Raw genomic sequence first — 18,376 nt, forward strand, 5'->3', positions numbered from 1 at the left:
CTCTGCCAACGAAATATATCGCAATGTAAAAGGAATGAGCTGTGCGCATCGCCACAATCACTAACTGGGCATACGGCGCCACAGTGTGTCTGACCATCGCTTCAGGGGTAGCCATGTTAATGGCCTCCAGTGCCGAAAAGGTGGAACGACAGGCAGTAGAACAGCGCTACGTCTTCGACAAGCTAACCGAAGAGGTGGAGGTGGACGCCTGGGCACTTTCCGATCTGGCACGCCTGTATGTCGTTAAACAGGCGCCGTCGGTGGCAGATGAGTATCGTCAGAAAGCGGCATCGATGGCCCGGGTCGAGCATCGCCTGCAGAAACTGAAAGACGTAGGCGCCAGTGATGGAGAGCTGGCCCTGCTGCACGAAGGATTAACCGTGGCCGATGCCCTGCAGGATGAACAGCAGCGCGCCATCGCCAGCGCCAGTGGCGGGCAGCAGGCACAGGCCATCGAACAGCTTTATGGCGAGCGTTACGAGAGCGAACTGGAGCAGGTGCAAAATCAGATCGACCATTTTCGCCAGATGCTGGACCGACGCACCGACGTGGCGATTGAGGATGCCACGGCAAAATCCCACACGCTGCGCACCCTCTCCGAGGTGATGGTCGGCCTGACCGCGCTGATGTTTTTGTTTGTACTGGGTTTTATCCTCAAACGCCGGGTGCTGCGCCCGGTGGTGCGTCTGAGCGATGTGGTCAACCGGCTAGCGTCGCAGGATTACGCGGTTGAAGCCCCGGACTACCGTCAGATCGATGAGATTGGCGATATGGCCCAGGCGATCCGTATCTTTCGTGAGAACGGCCTGGTGCGACAGCAGCTGGAGAGGCAGCGGGATGCCGACTGGGCGATCCGCGAGCTGCTGGCGCGCATGACGCAGCGCCTTCAGGGCTGCGAGTCCGTCGAGGACGTACTCAACGTGGCGCGGCTGTTCGCCCCCAGCATTGCGCCGGGGATCGCCGGGCGGCTTTATCTTCTCGAACAGGATCCGTGGCAGATGCGCTGTGCCGCCGAGTGGCTCGACCCGCAGGGCGAGCCCGATCCGTTTCATCCCGATCGGTGCTGGGCGCTACGTCGTGGCCAGAGCCATCCGCCGGTCAACGGCGAGCCGGATATCGCCTGCTATCACCTGCCGGACAGCTGCGCCCATCACGCCCTTTGCGTGCCGCTGATTGCCCAGGGCGAAGCCATCGGTTTGCTCTCTTTCCAGCACCTGACCCCGGAGATGGCGCCATCCCGCGCCTACCTGGAGCTGATGGCCGAAGCGCTCGGTCTGGCGCTGGCTAACCAGCGCCTGCGCGATGCCCTGCTGGAAAAAGCGCTGTTCGATCCGCTGACCGGGCTGCGCAACCGCCATCATCTGGAAGATGCCCTGCGCACCCAGATCAACCAGGCGCTGCACAGCGGCAACCCGGTAAGCTGCCTGATGATCGACATCGATCACTTTAAAGCCATTAACGACAGACTGGGTCACGACGCGGGCGATCTGGTGATTAAAAGCGTGGCGGCGATTGTCCAGCGCGCGGTCAGCGATAAAGGCATGGCGTTCCGCTATGGTGGCGAGGAGTTTCTGGCCCTGCTGCCGGGCGCGGGAGAAGAGGCGGCCTATGACTGTGCCAGCGACATCCATGCCGCCGTGCATAACCTGACGCTGAGGTACGAATTGTCGGAGATTGGCCCGGTGGACGTGTCGATCGGCATTGCCAGCTATCCGCAGCACGCTCAGGGCGATAACCTGCTGCGCGCCGCCGACGTGGCGCTGTACCGGGCGAAAGAGCTGGGGCGCTCAAGGATTGTCAGTTTTGGGATGCTGGAGGCGGGGGATCAGCCGCCGGGGGCGAATATCTGATATAGCTTAAAGAAGCACCCGTCACAGGCGGGTACGTCTTTCGTCTCCGGGCTGTGGCATCATAACGTTTCCGCAGGATAAGCCGTTTTAACAATGACTGATATTGCCTCCCATGAACCTCAATTTTCTCTGCTATTTTCTTCTGATTCTGGCCGCCGTGGGCAGCGCTTTGTTGCCTCACCCTCTTGCGATGTGGTTTCTGCTCGCCAGCGCGCTGACGTTTATGATCTACGGCGCCGACAAAATGGCGGCCCGCAAAGCCTGGCGCAGGGTGCCGGAATTCACGCTGCTGGTCTGCGGGTTTGTCGGGGGATGGCCGGGGGCGATCTTCGGTCAGCAGCTGTTTCGCCATAAAACCCAGAAGCAGCCTTTCAAAACGTATTTTATGGTTAGCGTGGTTCTCAACGTCGTGGTGTTGATGCTTGTCGCCTGGCGGTTCGGTTCCTGATTGACAGTAATGCGTGAAAGATGGTTGTATAGTACAACTATATTTCACAGGCTAACGTAATAATGACTGATTCGTCGATTGTTGAACAAATACGTATCTCGTCGCGTCTGATGGTGCGTGAACTCGGCTTTATGAACCACACCCTGGCGGCAACGGATTACTCCCCTTCGGTGGTGCACACCCTGCTGGAGATGGAAGCCCGGGGCTCGCTGACTGCCGCCCAACTGGTGCATATCCTGGGGCTGGAGAAATCCAGCGTCAGCCGCATGCTAGCTAAACTTATCAAGGCCGGAGAGCTGGAAGAGCGTTCTTCCAAGGAAGATGCCAGATCCAAGCAGCTTCACCTGAGCGCACAAGGCCGGGAAACGGTGCGTAAGATTAATGCCTACGGTAACGAACGCGTTATCTCTGCTCTGCAAAAAATGGATGCCAGCCAGCAGCGCGTCGTCTCACAGGGGCTGAGCGTCTATGCCAGAGCCCTGAAAGCCTGCCGTGATGATGTCGATCTGAATGAGAAGAACGGGGTTCACATCGTTTCTGGCTATCATCCGGGAATGATTGGTCGCATAACGGAAATGCACGGCAGCTATTATGCCAGAGAGCATAATTTCGGCAGTTTTTTTGAGGCGAAGGTCGCCGCTGGCTTAGCGGAATTTTCAGGCCGTCTGGACAACGCGAGCAACCAAATCTGGCTGGCTATGCAGAACGGACGCATTGTCGGCTCTGTCGCTATTGATGGCGAAGATTTGGGAAACAACGAGGCGCATTTACGCTGGTTTATCCTCGATGATGGGTGTCGCGGCGGTGGCGTGGGCAGAAAGCTGGTTGCCCAGGCGATGGCCTTTTGCGATGAAAGGCAGTTCGCTGCGGTTCAGCTGTGGACTTTTAATAAGCTGACGGCGGCGCGCCGCTTGTATGAATCGTTCGGTTTTACATTATCGAATGAGTGGCAGGGCGATCAGTGGGGCAGCACGATAACAGAGCAGCAGTTTACGCGTAAATAAACGAATTCCGGACGGTAATAAATAATGGCAGGCACACTTTCATGCCTGCCTGAATATTATTTAGCGCAATAAACCCGCGCTTCGCGAGGCGTATAAATACCCAGCGTCACAACACGTAATAACACATCCGTGCCGGATTCCTGCACTTCGGTACGAATCACTTTATCCGCGCCGCCGCAGACCTGCGCCGCATCAATGGTTTTAGACTGGCCAATACCATTCACAAAGAAGGACTGTCTCGTCTCCTGAGCAGGCTTTTCAGCGATGCCATTGTTGATCTTGAAAGTTTGTTGGGCGCAGCCGGACAGGGCAGCGGCGACAAACGCTATCATCATTAACTTTTTCATAATTTTCTTAGGTTTGGGAGGAACAGTCCGGGATGTTATGACCGCCCCTCTGTCCAACATATCCGACCAGCGGGCATAGCGGGAAACTTACGCGTTCTATTGAACCGCCATTGATATATGTAATTTCGACAGATTGGCTTTGTTAAATGAGTGTGTGCGGAGAGTAAGAAAAAAGCACCTGTACTTTCATACCAGCCCCCAGAACCGCCTTATCTCTAAAGCGATAAATTAATCACAATAAGATAAGCAACTCACAGCAGCACCCTGGTCCGGCTGAAAATCGCCGAAGCGTTGACCTCAGGCGGGAGCGAGGCGCATGGACGCGCCGAGAGGGCGTGACCTGGATGGCTCCAGGATCACGCCCGACCCGATAGCCGGAGGGAATAAGCTGAGGACAAAATTGCCGGGAGCAATTTTGGACAGCGCTTGCGCTGGCCCCGAAGGGGTGAGCCCCAGGGAGGGGGCGAACCATCCGCGAAGCGGCGATTTTCTTGCCGGGAGCCGGGATTGTAAAGGGGGCGGCGCTCGCCCCCTTTACACCTTCACGGGTGACGTGGTTTACAGAGGAGCAAGAAAAGTATGGTGAACGGAACCACCATCTCAGTCGCATATTCCCCCTCACCCCAGCCCTCTCCCTGAATGGAGAGGGAGCCGATCGTGCCAGGATTTTCTCCAGTGATATGCCGCTGAAAGCGCGATAAGCGTCACATTATGCCAGGCTTAATATTCAGCAAAGAAAAGGGATCACTCATTTGAAAAATGCGATATACGACATGCCCCAACGGGATAACGGGTTCGTTGGCCTCGGGGACTATGCTGCGATCGGTGAAGGACGCTCCGTGGCGCTCATTGCCCCGGATGGCTCGATCGACTGGTGGAGCACACCTAATCTCGATTCCCCGGCCCTCTTTGACAGGTTGCTTGACCCCAACATTGGCGGTTTTTTCAGCCTGACGCCGACGAATGATTACACCGTCTCCCGCGCCTATCGCGAGGACAGCAACATCCTGGAAACCCGCTATGAGACGAAGGAAGGCACGGTGCTGTTAACCGAGTCCATTAACAGCACTCTGGCGGGCCGCCTGCCCTGGAGCGAGCTGGCGCGTCGTCTGGAAGGCATACGCGGCACCGTAACGTTCAGGCTCCAGCTGCGTTTTGGAACGATGATCGAAACGCGTTCGCCCTGGCGCTCCGACACCTTCAAGGGCAGCGTCTATCATATCGGCGACCTGATGGCGATGCTGCACACCAGCGAAAACGTGGTCATTACCCGCGCCGATGACGAAGAGATCGAGGCGGAGATCGTTCTGAAGAAAGGGAGCCGGGAGGTCGTCGCGCTGCTGGTGACGAAGGGCGAACCGCTGGCGGTGCCGGATATCCAGTCGATTGATAATCGCATTGAGACCAGCCACACCGCCTGGCAGGACTGGGTGAACGGGCTGAAATACGACGGTCTCTATAAAGATCACGTTATCCGCTCCGCGCTGGCGCTGAAGTTTCTCTGGTACTCCCCCACCGGCGCGCTGGCTGCGGCCGCCACCACCTCCCTGCCGGAGGGGCCAGGTGGCAGCAAAAACTATGATTATCGCTTTGCCTGGGTGCGCGATGCCTGCCTGATCATCAAAGCCTTTACCTATCTCGGCACCCTTGAAGAGTGTAAGGCGGCCTTCTCCTGGCTGTCGAAAACCATCATTAAACACGGCCCGGAGATGCGGGCCTGCTACACCCTTGACGGTGAGCTGGTGCCGGAAGAGAAGTATGCCGAACTCCAGGGCTACCGGGATTCGCAGCCGGTACGGCTGGGTAATAACGCCCGCAACCAGCGTCAGCTGAGCATGTATGGCGATATGCTTGGCGTGGCAAAACTCTTTGTCGAGGCGGGCCATATCCTGGATACGGGCACGTCGCGTTTCCTGGGGCACCTTGCCAACCAGTGCGCCGACCGCTGGCGCATGAAGGACTCCGGGATCTGGGAGCTGCCGGAAGAGCGGCATTACACCCACTCAAAAATGTCCTGCTGGCTGGCGCTGGACTGCGCCGTGGTGCTGGCGGAGGGCAACCATATCGAACCGACATGGAAGGCGCGCTGGGCGCGCGAGCGGGACAGGATCCGCGACTGGATTGAAGATCACTGCTGGTCTGAGACTCATCAGTCATACTGCTTTTACGTCGGGGACGGCGGACTGCTGGATGCGTCGCTTACTCTGGTGTCGCGCTACGGTATGGAAGTGAATCCAAAGCGCATGAAACTGACCTATCACGCCATCCATCGGGAGCTGGGGCATAACAGCGCAATGATCTACCGCTACAGCGGAGTTGAACAGGAGGAGAGCACCTTTATCGCCTGCGCCTTCTGGCTGGCAGAGGCCTGGGCCTCAATGAACGAACCGGCGCTTGCTGAAGAGAGCATGGATGAAATTCTCAAAACGCTGTGCCATCGCGGCAACGTTGAAACCTTCAACGAGATGTTCGATACCCGCACCGGCGAGTGGGTCGGCAATATGCCGCAGGGGTTAAGCCATCTGGCGCTGATTTGTGCAGCACAGGCCATCAGCGAGCATAAGAAAGCTAAATAGTGTGAAGCCCGGCCAGCACAACATTGCTGGCCGGGCTTCACCCCCTTACACCTCCAGTCCCGCGCGGAACTGGCCCCATTTCAGCACCGAATTTACGCCAATCGACAGGAACGGCTCCGGCGGGGTGCGGTTCGGGCCCGGCGATGCCGTCAGGAAATCGATCAGCTCATTGCGCTCCCCGGCGATCATATCGGCCAGCAGTTTGCCGGTGGCAGTGCCGCGGGTGATCCCCAGGCCGTTACAGCACAGCGCGCCATAGACGTTCGGCGCCAGCTTGCCAAAAAAGCCCTCGTGGTTATCCGACAGGCAGATGGCCCCGCTCCAGGAGTATTCGAAATCGACGTTGCTCAGCATCGGAAAGCGCCGCTCGAACGATTTACGGTGGGTGGCAATATTCTGCCTGAGCTGTTTTTCCCGCGGACGACCGTCAGGATGGAAGCTAAAGCTGTTGCGCATCAGGATGCGGTTATCCATGGTGCGGCGCACGGTGCTACCAAACGGATGCGCTGGAATAACGCCCCATACCGGCTTGCCACCCAGCTGCGCCTGCTCTTCTGCCGTCAGCGGACGGGTCAGGCTGCCGTAGAGGAAGGTCGGCAGCAGACGACCGCGCAGGAAACCAAAGTGCACTGCAAAGGCGTTATTGGCGAGGATCAGCGTATCGGCAGTAATACTGCCCTGCGCGTGCGCCAGCGTTACTTTTTCGCCATAGTCGATGGCGGTGACCGGCGTATTTTCATACAGGGTGACGTTGGACGGCAGGCTGTCCGCCAGCCCTTTTACCAGCGCCGATGGCTGAAGCAGAATGGTGCCCGGAATATAGAGCGCCTGCTGGTAGTAGGAGGTGCCGATATGGTCCGGCAGATCTTTGCCCGGGATCATCTCGGCGTGGCGGCCAATTTTCTCCAGCCCGCTGCGATAGGCCTCAAGAATGGCAATCCCCTTCTCCCCCACCGCGGCCTGGTATTTGCCCGAATCGGTCATCTGGCATTCGATGCCGTGCGCTTTGACGATCTCACGCAGGTAGTTCTGCCCAAGGGTATTGAGCTGCAGGATCAGCCTGGCGGTGGTGACATCACCGATATAGTCCTTCGCCCCGATATCGTGCGGCACATCAATGGCGAACCCGGCGTTGCGCCCGGAGGAGCCGTAACCCACATCCTGCGCGTCAATCAGCACCACTTCATCATCCGGGAAGTTCAGCGCCAGCTGGCGGGCCGCTGCGAGCCCGGTTAACCCGGCGCCGACAATGGCCCAGCGGGCGTGCTTTTGTCCGGTATGGGCAGGACGCGGGGTACGCGGTTGACTGGTGTGATACCAACCCGGCAGGGCGTCGTCAGCAGGCAGAGAGGTGATCTTTTGCACGTTGGTTACTCCGGTAAGCTCTGATTATGTTCTCGCTACGTCACCGCAGGATCCGGCAACGAACATGGGATCAATGTTAGCCATCATGGGTAAATGAATATGTGATGTATATCCCATGTATACATGAAGTATAAAAATAGTTACGAGAATGATAAAAAAGACGTAAAAAGCCCGGCGCAACGGGGCGTCAGAAGGGAAAAAAGAATAGGAGAAACAGGCCTGCCAGCGGGCGCCAGCAGGCATTACGAAAAGAGGATTAGCGGTTGTCGCCCTCAGGGAATGGCGCGAAGTTATCGGCTCTCAGCCCCTGTGGCGCGATGAAGATCTCCATGTTTTCCCGCGACAGTTCCCAGTGCTCAAAGACCAGATCCACAACCGCCTGCTCATCCCGCGCTTCAATGGCAGCGATAAAAGCATCATGATGATCGGCGGCCAGCTGCAGACGGCGCTCCATATCCTGGTTTTGCGGCCGGAAAAAAGTGTGTCCGATCCGGCAATGGTCGATCAGCAGGCGCCCCAGGCTCGGCTGCAGATAGGGGTTGGCCGCCATCTCGCCCATGATCTCATGAAAACGGTTGTTCTCCAGCGCCAGCGCTTCGGCATCCCGGGTCTGCACCGCCTTACGGAAACGCTTCTGAGTCTCTTTCAGCGCTTTTAGCTGCGCCGGTTTAAAATGCTGAACCGCAAGACGTCCGGTGGCGGCGTAGATCATCGGCGCCACCAGGAAAAAATTGCGCAGCGTCGAGTGGCTCATCGGGATCACCCGGACGCCGCGTTTTTCCACAATTTCGAGATACCCTTCCCCCGCCAGGCGCTGGAACACTTCACGCACCGGCGTACGGGAGAGACCGTACTGCGCGGTCAGCGCGGCTTCATCCAGCAGCTCATCCGGATCGAGCTCCATGGTCAAAATATGTCGCTTAAGATCCTCATATAGCGCTACTTTTCCGGTTCTCATTGTCGCCTCCTGAAACTGCGGTGGGTCTTTAATGTTATGCTGGTTAAGCTAGCGAAAAAGGCCGTATACAGCAAAAATAATTAAAAAATTCTCACCGCGTACAGGGCGCTGTTTTTCTCCCGGCAAACAGCGCACAACTGCGAAAATCAGGCGTCGTCTTCAGAGACATCAATCCAGATGGTCTTCAGTTCTGTGTACTGGTCGAGGGCGAAGACCGATTTATCGCGCCCGCCAAACCCCGACTGCTTGTAGCCGCCAAACGGCGTAGTGGCATCGCCTTCACCAAAGCAGTTCACCGTCACCGTGCCTGCGCGGATGGCGCGCGAGACGCGGATCGCGCGATTCAGCCTGCCGGTATAGACCGATGCGGCCAGGCCGTACGGCGTATCGTTCGCCAGGGCGATGGCTTCCGCTTCGGTTTTGAAGGGGGTAACGCACAGCACCGGGCCGAAAATCTCCTCCCGGAACAACGCGCTCTCTGGCGTGACGCCGTCGATAATGGTTGGCTGAACATACGCCCCCTGCTCGGTCTCGCCGCCGTGCACAATCCGCAATCCTTCCTGACGGGCGGTATCGAGATAGCCGCTCACCTTGCTGAAGTGCTCCGGTGAAACCATCGCCCCGAGGCGGTTATTCGGATCGAGCGGGTTGCCCATGCGCCAGTCGCCGATCTGCAGAGCTATCTCTTGCAGAAGCGCCTCTTTGACGCCCTCCTGCACCAGCAGGCGCGAGGTGGCGGAGCAGTTCTCGCCCATGTTCCAGAATGCGCCGTTAAGCACATGTCCGGCGACGGCGGCCAGATCCCCGGCGTCGTCAAAGACCAGCGCAGGGTTTTTACCGCCACACTCCAGCACCACCTTTTTCAGGTTAGATTCTGCCGCATAGTGCAGGAAACGCCGTCCGGTAGCGGTAGAGCCGGTAAAGCTCACCATGTCGATATCCGGGTGCAGGCCAATCGGCTCCCCGACGGCTTTACCGGTGCCGGTCACGATATTGAGAACGCCTGCCGGTATGCCCGCTTCAAACGCCAGCTCCGCTACCCGCAGGGCGGTCAGTGAGGTTTGCTCGGCCGGTTTTACCACTACCGAGCAGCCAGCCGCCAGCGCCGGGCCAATCTTCCAGGCGAGCATCAGCAGCGGGAAGTTCCACGGCAGCACGCAGCCCACCACGCCGATGGGTTCGCGCACCACCAGCGCCATCGCGCCGTTGCCGACGGGGGCGGTGTGATCATAGAGTTTATCGATGGCTTCCGCGTGCCACTTCAGCACGTGAATGGTTTCAGGCACGTCTACCGCTTCACATTCGCTGACCGGTTTGCCGCTGTCGAGGCTCTCCAGCACCGCCAGGGAGGCACTCTCCAGCTCCATCAGCGCCGCCAGTTTGAGCAGCACCGCTTTGCGTTCGCCCGGGGAGCGCTTGCTCCAGCTTCCGGCGTCGAACGCGCTGCGCGCCCCTTCCACCGCCGCATTGACGTCGGTAACGTCACAGGCGGCGATGTGGGCAATGGTCTCTCCGGTGGCCGGATTGGTGGTGGCAAGGGTGTTGCCTGAGCGTGCGGCTACGAAGCGTCCGTTGATAAAGGCGTTTTCTGCCAGGGGAAGTACCCGGGCCATGGCCGTTACCGCCTCCAGCGTTTGCAGCTGACTCATATCGCCTCCTTATTGCGCCGCAGCGACATTGCGTTTCACATCCGCAATCACTGCCTTCAGCTGCGCTTTCTCTTCTTCATTCAGATCCTGCAGCGGCGCGCGCACCGTGCCGGAAGTCAGGCCGTTGAGCTCGCAGCCGTAGCGGATGGACTGCACAAACTTGCCGCCGTCGAGGAAGTTCATCAGCGGCATCATCGCCGCCATGATCTTGCGACCTTTGGCGAAATCTTTCTCTACCACGCAGGCTTCGTACAGCGCCACATGTTCACGCGGAATGAAGTTTGAACCGGCGCAAACCCAGCTTTGCGCGCCCCAGGCGAAGAACTCCAGCGCCTGATCGTCCCAGCCGCAGGAGAGCGCGATGTTAGGGAACTTACAGGCCAGCAGGTGCAGGTTATTGAAATCACCAGAGCTCTCCTTGATAGCGACCACGTTGGACGAGCGGCTCACTTCGCGGAAATAGGTTTCGCCCATGGTGATGCCCATGCGGCCCGGGTAGTTGTAGAGCATGATCGGCAGCTGCGCGGCCTTATCGACGGTCAGGGCGTGATGGGCGTTTTCCAGTTCGGTTGGCAGAGCGTACGGCGGGGAGGTCACCAGGATCGCATCGGCTTTGGTCTCACGCGCATGTCTGGCGTAGTCCACCGCGTCTTCGGTGCGCGTTGCGCCGGTGCCGACGATCAGCGGCAGGCGGGTGCCAATGACCTGGCGCGCGTGCTCCACCAGCGCCTTACGCTCCTGGGGGCTCTGCGCATAGTACTCACCGGTAGAGCCACCGATGATGATGCCGTGAACGCGGGCGTCGATCAGCGACTCCAGCACCTCTGAAAAGCGCGTGAAATCAATGCTGCCATCGGCTGCGTAAGGGGTAATTGCCGGGGTGTAGATACCTTCAAATGTCAACACGATAACCTCCAGGGGAATTCACGACTGTGACAGTCTGCTACGCAACCGTGATGGACTGCGTTTGTTAAAAAATTGCACAGGGTGAAGAAAAAGGTCAATGAATGAATATTTTTTGTATACATAAAAAATACAACATAAATACGAAATAGCAGGAGATTTTTACCAGGAAGCAAAAAATAATTCATATATATCAATAAAATATACAGTTTATTTTTTCGTAGTAATTTTCTACATGATTTCAGATAGCGATCACATTCCCGTATTCTCACCCTCCGGGACGTATTTACAGCGCTCGTTGGTGGGCATAGTTTTAAGGCTGTAGTTAACCAGAATTTAACAAAGCGGTACGCCAGAACGCCTGGTTGTGACCAGAATGTAAACAGAGGTAGCGGGTATGCCCCATAAGAAAGCGACACTCATCGGCCTGATTGCCATCCTGCTCTGGAGCGCGATTGTTGGCCTGATCAAAAACGTGAGTGAAGGGTTTGGCCCGGTGGGGGGCGCGGCGTTGATCTATACCTGTAGCGCGGTGCTGCTGCTGTTTACCCTCGGCTTTCCGAAGATCCAGAAATTCCCGATGAGCTATCTCCTTATTGGCAGCGTGTTGTTCGTCTGCTATGAGCTGTGTCTGTCGCTGTCGCTGGGCTTTACCCACAACGGGCGGCAGGCCATTGAGGTTGGGATGGTCAATTATCTCTGGCCGAGTATGACCATTTTACTGGCGGTGGTGATTAACCGGCAGAAAACCAGCCCGTTAATTATTCCCGGCGTGATTTTAGCCATCGTCGGAATTGGCCGGGTGCTGGGCGGCGACGGTGGTTTTTCGCTGGAGGATATGAAAAATAACGTGATGGATAATCCGTTAAGTTACGGTCTGGCATTCAGCGGTGCAGTCATCTGGGCAATATATTGCGTGGTTACCCAGCGCATCGCTCAGGGAAATAACGGTATCACCTTGTTCTTTATATTAACGGCACTGACGCTGTGGGTGAAATATCTCATCTCGCCGCAACCGGAATTTATCCTGTCGTGGCACGCGTGGATCAGTCTGCTGCTGGCGGCAATGGCAATGGGCTTTGGCTATGCCGCCTGGAACGTCGGGATCCTGCACGGCAACGTTACGGTGCTGGCGGCGGCGTCGTATTTTATACCCATCATCTCTGCGGTGCTGGCGGCGTTTATGCTGAACTCGCACCTGACCCTCGCCTTCTGGCAGGGCACGGCGATGGTCAGCCTCGGATCGCTTATCTGCTGGTGGTCAACACGCACGGTTGCCGTAAAACGATTATCTGACGAAGCGTCTTAAAAATAACAAACACAGTAACAACATAATAAATATAAATAACATCTTATCCGACCATCCTGCAGCGGAGGAGTATTTGCCATGAATTACGCGAAATAACGCACGCTCTTATTTAACGCTTGAACCTTCTTAGACCTATATTTATTCCGTAATCGATTGATTAAAGGGGAGCGGCTTCGCTCGGCCTGAATAAACATTCATCGCTATTACTGTTTATTCCTGGCGGTAACCCGTTAGTTCAACGATATCGGGGAAAGACAGGAGTTACCATGTCAAATACCGTTTCTGTTGAAGATGTACCACTCAACCGCTTTCATCGCCTGCTGACCGTGCGCTCCGGCGGCGGCTCCTTCGTGGATGGCTATGTGCTGAGCATTATCGGCATCGCCATGATGAAGGTCTCCCCGGCGCTGGGGCTCTCCGCCTTCTGGGAGGGGCTGATTGCCGCCTCCGCGCTGATCGGCATCTTCTTTGGCGGCTTCATCGGCGGTGCCCTCACCGATCGGCTGGGCAGACGGCTGCTCTATTTTGTCGGCCCGACGCTGTTTATTGTCTGCTCCGTGGCGCAGTACTGGGTGCAGAGCGGCGAGATGCTGTTTGCCCTGCGCTTTTTAAACGGCGTGGCGGTAGGTATTGAGTACCCGGTGGCGACCGCCTTCCTGGTGGAATTTCTGCCCAAGAAAAACCGCGGGCCGTGCCTGGCGACCCTCACCATCCTGTGGTTTGCCGGTGCCGCTGCGGCCTATATGATCGGTGAAGCGCTGCTGCACTTTGGCGGCCCGGATGCGTGGCGTCTGACGCTGGCGAGCACCGCGGTAATTGGTGCGCTGCTGTTCCTGGTGCGTATGGGCACCCCGGAATCCCCGCGCTGGCTCATCAGCAAAGGCCGTCACGCCGAAGCCGAAGCGATTATTCGCAAGGTGTATGGCCCTGACTTTGGCCTGGACAACCTGCCGGAGCAGGCGGAAAGCAAAAACCTCTCCTTCTCCAACCTGCTGCACTCGGGTTATGGCAAGCGCATGGCGTTTGTGACCATCTTCTGGACCTGTTCGGTGATCCCGGTCTTTGCGGTGTATGCCTTTGCGCCGAAAGTGCTGGATGCCCTGCATCTGAGCGGCAAATGGGCCTCTTACGGCTCCGTCGCCATTACCCTGCTGTTCGTCATCGGCTGTGTTATCGCCACCCGCCTGGTGAACACCCTGGGGCGACGCAAGCTGCTGCTGCAAAGTTTCCTCTGGTCGGGGCTGGCGTTGCTGCTGCTGGGCCTGCTGCGTGACGGTCCGTCAATGGTCATTCTGCTGATGTTTGGTGCCTACGCGCTGTTTATCGGCGGGGCTCAGGTGTTGCAGCTGGTCTACCCGAACGAGATCTTCCCGACGGAGATCCGCGCCGGTGCGGTGGGGGTGGGTACGTCGCTGTCGCGCATTGGCGCCGCGGTCGGGACCTGGCTGGTGCCCGCCTCGCTGCAGAGCCTGGGGATTGGCACCACCATGTACATCGCCGCGGCGATCACCTTTGTGGGCTTAGCCGTCTCCTGGTGGCTGGCACCGGAGACCAACGCCCGCAGCCTGGCCGATGCGGCCTCGCTGGACGATACACCGCAGCGTAAAGTTGATATGCCAAATCATATGGCGAAACGTCATCTGCTGTAGCGGCCCGCTGTGCCGGTTGGCGCTGCGCTTACCCGGCCTACATAACCGTAGGTCTGTGCAAGCGCAGCGCCGCCGCGCAATTTTACTCTTTCACCAGTTTTTCCACTTCCCGCCGCCGCTTTCTGAATGAGCTGGGCGTTTCACCGTACTGTTTACGAAACCAGGCGATCAGGTGCGAGGCGTCCGCAAAGCCGGTGGCGGTGGCAATGGCGTTGATGCTGTTGCTGGAGTCGGCCATCAGCTTACGCGCCTGCTCAAGGCGCATCCGCCGCCAGTACACCGCCGCCGAGTAACCGGTACACTGGGTAAAAATCAGATTAAGCTGGCGGAAGGTCACCCCGGCAAACGCCGCCACCTCTGCCAGTGGAACCGGCGAATCGAGGTGATGCTTCATGAACTCAATCACCTTGCTGACCAGCGGATTCTCGTAGCCATCGGGCTCCCTGAGCGAGGCTTTATGCTTCGCTTTGCCGGACGGTGCCGGGGTCTCGTCCACCAGCAGGTATTTCAGCACCTTCTGGGAGCGCACCAGCCCGCAGTGCTGACGAATAAGATCGGCCGCCAGGTCAATGGCCGTGCCGCCCGGGCAGGAGATAATGCCGCCGTCTTTGATGTAGGTTTTATCGATCACCGGAATGGCTTTCGGAAAACGCAGCCGGAACTCGTCGCGGGTAGTGAAATGAATGGCGCAGTGACGCCCGTCAAGCAGCCCGGCGTTACCGGCGACAAAGGCTCCGCTGCACAGGGTGATGATGGGAATATTGCGGGCATGCAGATCCCGCAGAGCCTGCAGCAGCCATTCGGGCGACTGACGGGTCTCCTCCAGCAGGCCACCCGCCACCACGAAGTAGTCCCAGTCACGGGCAAAATCGAGCGTTGCCGTGGGCGATACCGGCAGACCGCAGCTGGCGATGACCGGCTGGTTATCGCAGGTCATCCACTCCCAGCGGCAGAAGATCTGTCGGCTGGAGAAGGATTCATCCGCCGCAAAGCGCAGCGATTCCACCAGCCCCGCCACCGAGGCCAGCGTAAAGTGCTTCATCAGCAAAAAGCCGATCGTCAGATCGGGCTTCGGCGCGATCTGGCTGTCAGGTAATGTCGTTGGAGGCATAGTCATCAGGCTCCTGCAATCCCCCCAGCTTGCTCAGCAGACGTTTCAGGTCGGCGATGTCCTGGGCGTTCAGACCGGCGGTAATCATCTTCTCGGCGCTTTTCGCCTGTTCAATCATCTGCGCCAGCATCGCCTCGCCCTCAGCCGTCATGGCAACCAGCTTGCGGCGGCGGTTGGCGGGATCGGTCTGCACCTTCAACAGCCCGCTTTTGGTCATGCGATCGATCACATAGGTGCCGGTGGCTTTATCAAACCCGGCGCGGTTGCCCAGCGTTTGCTGGTCGCAGGTGGTTTCTTCCGCCAGTACCACCAGTATGGCGTACTGCACGGCAGATAGCCCGGTATCGACGCACTGCGACCAGCAGGTGGTTGAGTGCTGCCCTGCCCGGCGCATCAGGTGCATTAGTGAACAATCGCCGTGCGGCCACAGGGGCGCGGCTGGGATTAAGTCGCGATTTTCTGCCATCGACTCTCTTGACTCCTGAAAACGACAAACATATAGTTCGAGCACAAACAGTTTGAACTCGAACTATACCTGGAAGTATTACTACAGAGAACCCGCATGAAGCTTGTTGTCGGCATGACTGGCGCTACCGGCGCTGCAATTGGTGTTCGCTTACTGGCTGCGCTGAAAGATCGGGACGTCGAAACGCATCTGGTCATTTCAAAATGGGCGCGCGCCACCATTCAACTGGAAACGCCTTACAGTGTACAGGAGGTTATCGCGCTCGCCTCGAAGAGTTACAGCGAGCACGATCAGGCGGCGGCGATCTCCAGCGGCTCTTTTCGCGTCGACGGCATGATCGTGGTGCCGTGCAGTATGAAAACCCTCGCCGCCATCCGCAGCGGCTACGGCGATGGCCTGATTGCCCGCGCTGCCGACGTGACGCTGAAAGAGCAGCGCAAGCTGGTGCTGGTGCCGCGGGAATCGCCGCTCAACGCCATTCACCTGGAAAACATGCTCACCCTGACACGCGCAGGCGCCATGATGCTGCCGCCGATGCCCGCCTTTTACAACAACCCCGCCAGCACGGACGACATCATCAACCACTTTGTGTCGCGCATTCTGGATCAGTTTGGCCTGGATAACGCTTTAACGAAACGCTGGGGTGAACCTCACTCCGCCCCCACGGCTTAAGGAGAGCCTGATGCACTATTACGGTGATTTACGCAGTTATATTGATGCCCTCGACGCCATGGGCGACATCATGCATGTAACCCGCGAAGTGGACGGTGATTTTGAGCCGAGCGCCATCACCCGCCGCAGCTATGAGATCCAGTCCCCTGCCCCGCTGTTCCACACGGTGGCAGGCGTGGCGCCCGGTTTCCGCTTATTTGGCGCTCCGGCCAGCCTCTCTTCCCGCCGGGAGATGCCCTACGCCCGGGTAGCGATGTCGCTCGGTCTGGCTCCTGAGTCCACCGGGCCACAGATCGTCGAAGCACTGTCGGCGGCACGCCAAAAGCCGGGCATTCCTCCGGTGCGGGTGGCCTCTGCTGACGCCCTGTGCCATCAGAACATCCTGCGCGGCGACGAGGCAAATCTCGATCGTTTTCCGATCCCCTTTGCCCACGATAAGGACGGCGGTCGCTACGCCAACACCTGGGGCACGCTGATCGTGAAGACACCGGACGGCAAATGGGTGAACTGGTCTATCGCCCGCGTGATGAAGGTGGACGGCAAGCGGATGGTGGGGCTGATTGTGCCGAGCCAGCATATCGGCCAGATCTGGACCGAATGGGTCAAACTCGGCCAGCCGATGCCTTACGCGCTGGTGCAGGGCCCGGCACCGGCGATCTCCTGCGTATCCGGCATTCCGATCCCGGCCCACGCCGACGAAGCGGACTACATTGGTACTCTGGCGGGCGAACCGGTGCCGGTGGTGAAAGCGGTCAGTATCGATCTGGACGTACCCGCCACGGCAGAAATTGTCATTGAGGGGCACGTCTCCATCAATCGCGATTGCCAGGAAGGGCCTTACGGCGAGTACGGCGGCTATCTCGGCGAAGGATCGTCTGCCCAGCCAACCTTCCACGTCGAGACCATTACCCACCGGGACGACCCCATCTGGCCGATGTCGATCACGGGTCGCCCGACCGACGAGTCGCACACCCTGTGGGCGATGGGACTGGCCGCCGATGCCCTGACGTACCTGCGTGAAGCGGAGCTGCCGATTACCACCGCCTGGATCCCCGAGGACTCCACCGTCCACTGGCTGCTGGTGGTGGTACCGCAGAACTGGCGCGAGCGGCTGCCGGGGGTCTCCAGCGAAGACTTTTCCCGACGCATCGGCGAGGTATTATTCAAAACCGACGCAATGGTGTTCATTCCGAAGGTCTACGTGGTGGATGATGATTTTGACCCGACCAATTTGCGCGAAGTGGTGTGGGTGCTCTCAACCCGCGTTCACCCGGTGGGCCGCCGCGTGGTATTTGACGATCAGCGGGTGATCCGTCTGCCGCAGTGCTACGAGGAAGAGGAGTATGTGGCGGGCCGTGGGGCGAAAGTGGTGTTTGATACGCTGCAGTCCACCCGCCATCTGCATGCGTCCTTTGAGCAGGGCTATCCGCAAGAGGTGCGTCAGCGCGTGCTGGATAACTGGCCAACGCAGCCGTAATGGCTATGCCTGTCTGTCTGAAAAACAGGCAGGCCGCGATAAAAGCAGAATCAATGCAATATGGCTTTAAGCCGCTGTAGCGCCACCAGGGGGAGCGGAATGCGCTGCTGGAATGGTGTTACGCCGGTAATGCTACAGGCGTTGAGATAGCTATCCAGCGCATCCCGGGCGGCAACTTTTAACGCTTTGACATCGCTCGCCATAAAGCGGGCTTCGCTTCGGGTATTCACAAACACGCCACGGAACATATCAATCACCGGATCGTAGGTTACCCGGGCTTTGTGTCCGTCGATAAAGAGTGTATTTGAACGGCTCATCCTTGAGAATCATCCTAATCAACTTAACTGGTGTGGATATTACGCTCCGTAAATCAAATTAAAAAGCAGTTTTGAAATTAAAAAAAATTTTGAAAGTGGCCGGGTAGCTTTACAGATTGTAAGGGTATAGCGCCAGACTGGAACAGGAAAAATCGGTTCACATAAGCATCTATTAAGCCGCTTCATAACTGCATTCACGTTTTAAGAATAATCCCACCAACATCGCCGTCTATGCTTAACGTTTAAAAAACAGACGACAACGTCGCGCCCTCTTT

The 18,376-nt window shown here is 57.9% G+C and carries 16 protein-coding genes; 8 read left to right on the forward strand and 8 right to left on the reverse strand.

The genetic code is table 11. The annotated features are described in order from the left end of the window. Window positions 1-41 precede the first annotated feature (41 nt). The 3 genes from MXM41_RS16980 to MXM41_RS16990 all read left to right on the forward strand — a co-directional run bounded on the left by MXM41_RS16980 (window position 42) and on the right by MXM41_RS16990 (window position 3,302). Complete coding sequence (locus MXM41_RS16980; RefSeq protein WP_325933231.1) at window positions 42-1,850, forward strand: diguanylate cyclase; 1,809 nt, start codon at window positions 42-44, stop codon at window positions 1,848-1,850. Window positions 1,851-1,962: 112 nt separating this feature from the next. Then, window positions 1,963-2,298 (forward strand): DUF1294 domain-containing protein, encoded by a 336-nt coding sequence (locus MXM41_RS16985; protein ID WP_325933232.1) that lies wholly within the window; start codon window positions 1,963-1,965, stop codon window positions 2,296-2,298. 62 nt (window positions 2,299-2,360) lie between these two features. Beyond that, complete coding sequence (locus MXM41_RS16990; protein ID WP_325933233.1) at window positions 2,361-3,302, forward strand: bifunctional helix-turn-helix transcriptional regulator/GNAT family N-acetyltransferase; 942 nt, start codon at window positions 2,361-2,363, stop codon at window positions 3,300-3,302. Window positions 3,303-3,358: 56 nt separating this feature from the next. On the opposite strand, the gene MXM41_RS16995 is transcribed toward MXM41_RS16990, so the two are convergent. After that, on the reverse strand, window positions 3,359-3,649 hold the full coding sequence (locus tag MXM41_RS16995) for a Bor family protein (protein ID WP_325933234.1): 291 nt from the start codon (window positions 3,647-3,649) through the stop codon (window positions 3,359-3,361). 752 nt (window positions 3,650-4,401) lie between these two features. On the opposite strand from MXM41_RS16995, the gene MXM41_RS17000 reads away from it, so the two are divergent. Further along, window positions 4,402-6,225 (forward strand): glycoside hydrolase family 15 protein, encoded by a 1,824-nt coding sequence (locus tag MXM41_RS17000; RefSeq protein WP_325933235.1) that lies wholly within the window; start codon window positions 4,402-4,404, stop codon window positions 6,223-6,225. Window positions 6,226-6,270: 45 nt separating this feature from the next. On the opposite strand, the gene MXM41_RS17005 is transcribed toward MXM41_RS17000, so the two are convergent. The 4 genes from MXM41_RS17005 to MXM41_RS17020 form a co-directional block, all read right to left on the reverse strand. After that, entirely contained in the window at window positions 6,271-7,590 is a 1,320-nt protein-coding gene (locus tag MXM41_RS17005; protein ID WP_325933236.1) for an FAD-binding oxidoreductase, read from the reverse strand. Window positions 7,591-7,846: 256 nt separating this feature from the next. Continuing rightward, window positions 7,847-8,548, reverse strand: a complete 702-nt coding sequence (locus tag MXM41_RS17010) for a GntR family transcriptional regulator (protein WP_325933237.1) — start codon at window positions 8,546-8,548, stop codon at window positions 7,847-7,849. 146 nt (window positions 8,549-8,694) lie between these two features. Beyond that, entirely contained in the window at window positions 8,695-10,197 is a 1,503-nt protein-coding gene (locus MXM41_RS17015; protein WP_325933238.1) for an aldehyde dehydrogenase, read from the reverse strand. A 9-nt stretch (window positions 10,198-10,206) separates the two neighbouring features. Then, window positions 10,207-11,103 (reverse strand): dihydrodipicolinate synthase family protein, encoded by an 897-nt coding sequence (locus MXM41_RS17020; RefSeq protein WP_325933239.1) that lies wholly within the window; start codon window positions 11,101-11,103, stop codon window positions 10,207-10,209. Window positions 11,104-11,497: 394 nt separating this feature from the next. Between MXM41_RS17020 and yddG the strand changes: the two genes are divergently transcribed. Together yddG and MXM41_RS17030 are read left to right on the forward strand one after the other, a co-directional pair. Beyond that, window positions 11,498-12,409 (forward strand): aromatic amino acid DMT transporter YddG, encoded by a 912-nt coding sequence (gene yddG, locus MXM41_RS17025; RefSeq protein ID WP_325933240.1) that lies wholly within the window; start codon window positions 11,498-11,500, stop codon window positions 12,407-12,409. Window positions 12,410-12,675: 266 nt separating this feature from the next. Beyond that, window positions 12,676-14,058 (forward strand): MFS transporter, encoded by a 1,383-nt coding sequence (locus tag MXM41_RS17030; RefSeq protein WP_325933241.1) that lies wholly within the window; start codon window positions 12,676-12,678, stop codon window positions 14,056-14,058. Between the two features lie 82 nt (window positions 14,059-14,140). Here the strand turns inward: MXM41_RS17030 and MXM41_RS17035 are convergent, their stop codons facing one another. Next, the gene (locus tag MXM41_RS17035) at window positions 14,141-15,175 is read right to left on the reverse strand and encodes a GlxA family transcriptional regulator (RefSeq protein WP_325933242.1); all 1,035 of its coding nucleotides are present in this window, start codon (window positions 15,173-15,175) and stop codon (window positions 14,141-14,143) included. Beyond that, a complete protein-coding gene (locus MXM41_RS17040) occupies window positions 15,147-15,635 on the reverse strand; it encodes a MarR family winged helix-turn-helix transcriptional regulator (protein ID WP_325933243.1) in 489 nt (162 codons plus the stop codon). The genes MXM41_RS17035 and MXM41_RS17040 overlap by 29 nt, the downstream gene beginning before the upstream one ends. A gap of 96 nt (window positions 15,636-15,731) precedes the next feature. On the opposite strand from MXM41_RS17040, the gene MXM41_RS17045 reads away from it, so the two are divergent. Both MXM41_RS17045 and MXM41_RS17050 read left to right on the forward strand, forming a co-directional pair. Next, window positions 15,732-16,307 carry a UbiX family flavin prenyltransferase gene (locus tag MXM41_RS17045; protein WP_325933245.1) on the forward strand — a complete coding sequence of 192 codons (576 nt, stop codon included), beginning with the start codon at window positions 15,732-15,734 and terminating at the stop codon, window positions 16,305-16,307. A 10-nt stretch (window positions 16,308-16,317) separates the two neighbouring features. Further along, the gene (locus tag MXM41_RS17050; RefSeq protein WP_325933246.1) at window positions 16,318-17,784 is read left to right on the forward strand and encodes a UbiD family decarboxylase; all 1,467 of its coding nucleotides are present in this window, start codon (window positions 16,318-16,320) and stop codon (window positions 17,782-17,784) included. A gap of 50 nt (window positions 17,785-17,834) precedes the next feature. Here the strand turns inward: MXM41_RS17050 and MXM41_RS17055 are convergent, their stop codons facing one another. Beyond that, window positions 17,835-18,101 (reverse strand): type II toxin-antitoxin system HicB family antitoxin, encoded by a 267-nt coding sequence (locus tag MXM41_RS17055; RefSeq protein ID WP_325933247.1) that lies wholly within the window; start codon window positions 18,099-18,101, stop codon window positions 17,835-17,837. Window positions 18,102-18,376: the final 275 nt, after the last annotated feature.

This window comes from Leclercia adecarboxylata (assembly GCF_035787115.1).
Lineage (GTDB): Bacteria > Pseudomonadota > Gammaproteobacteria > Enterobacterales > Enterobacteriaceae > Enterobacter > Enterobacter adecarboxylatus_E.

What these genes read in the sequence shown, in the direction of transcription:
- MXM41_RS16985 (WP_325933232.1), top strand. Translation starts at nt 1,963, where the DNA reads ATGAACCTCAATTTTCTCTGCTATTTTCTTCTGATTCTGGCCGCCGTG.
- MXM41_RS16990 (WP_325933233.1), top strand. Translation starts at nt 2,361, where the DNA reads ATGACTGATTCGTCGATTGTTGAACAAATACGTATCTCGTCGCGTCTG.
- MXM41_RS16995 (WP_325933234.1), bottom strand. Translation starts at nt 3,649, where the DNA reads ATGAAAAAGTTAATGATGATAGCGTTTGTCGCCGCTGCCCTGTCCGGC.
- MXM41_RS17010 (WP_325933237.1), bottom strand. Translation starts at nt 8,548, where the DNA reads ATGAGAACCGGAAAAGTAGCGCTATATGAGGATCTTAAGCGACATATT.
- MXM41_RS17015 (WP_325933238.1), bottom strand. Translation starts at nt 10,197, where the DNA reads ATGAGTCAGCTGCAAACGCTGGAGGCGGTAACGGCCATGGCCCGGGTA.
- yddG (WP_325933240.1), top strand. Translation starts at nt 11,498, where the DNA reads ATGCCCCATAAGAAAGCGACACTCATCGGCCTGATTGCCATCCTGCTC.
- MXM41_RS17030 (WP_325933241.1), top strand. Translation starts at nt 12,676, where the DNA reads ATGTCAAATACCGTTTCTGTTGAAGATGTACCACTCAACCGCTTTCAT.
- MXM41_RS17035 (WP_325933242.1), bottom strand. Translation starts at nt 15,175, where the DNA reads ATGACTATGCCTCCAACGACATTACCTGACAGCCAGATCGCGCCGAAG.
- MXM41_RS17040 (WP_325933243.1), bottom strand. Translation starts at nt 15,635, where the DNA reads ATGGCAGAAAATCGCGACTTAATCCCAGCCGCGCCCCTGTGGCCGCAC.
- MXM41_RS17045 (WP_325933245.1), top strand. Translation starts at nt 15,732, where the DNA reads ATGAAGCTTGTTGTCGGCATGACTGGCGCTACCGGCGCTGCAATTGGT.
- MXM41_RS17050 (WP_325933246.1), top strand. Translation starts at nt 16,318, where the DNA reads ATGCACTATTACGGTGATTTACGCAGTTATATTGATGCCCTCGACGCC.
- MXM41_RS17055 (WP_325933247.1), bottom strand. Translation starts at nt 18,101, where the DNA reads ATGAGCCGTTCAAATACACTCTTTATCGACGGACACAAAGCCCGGGTA.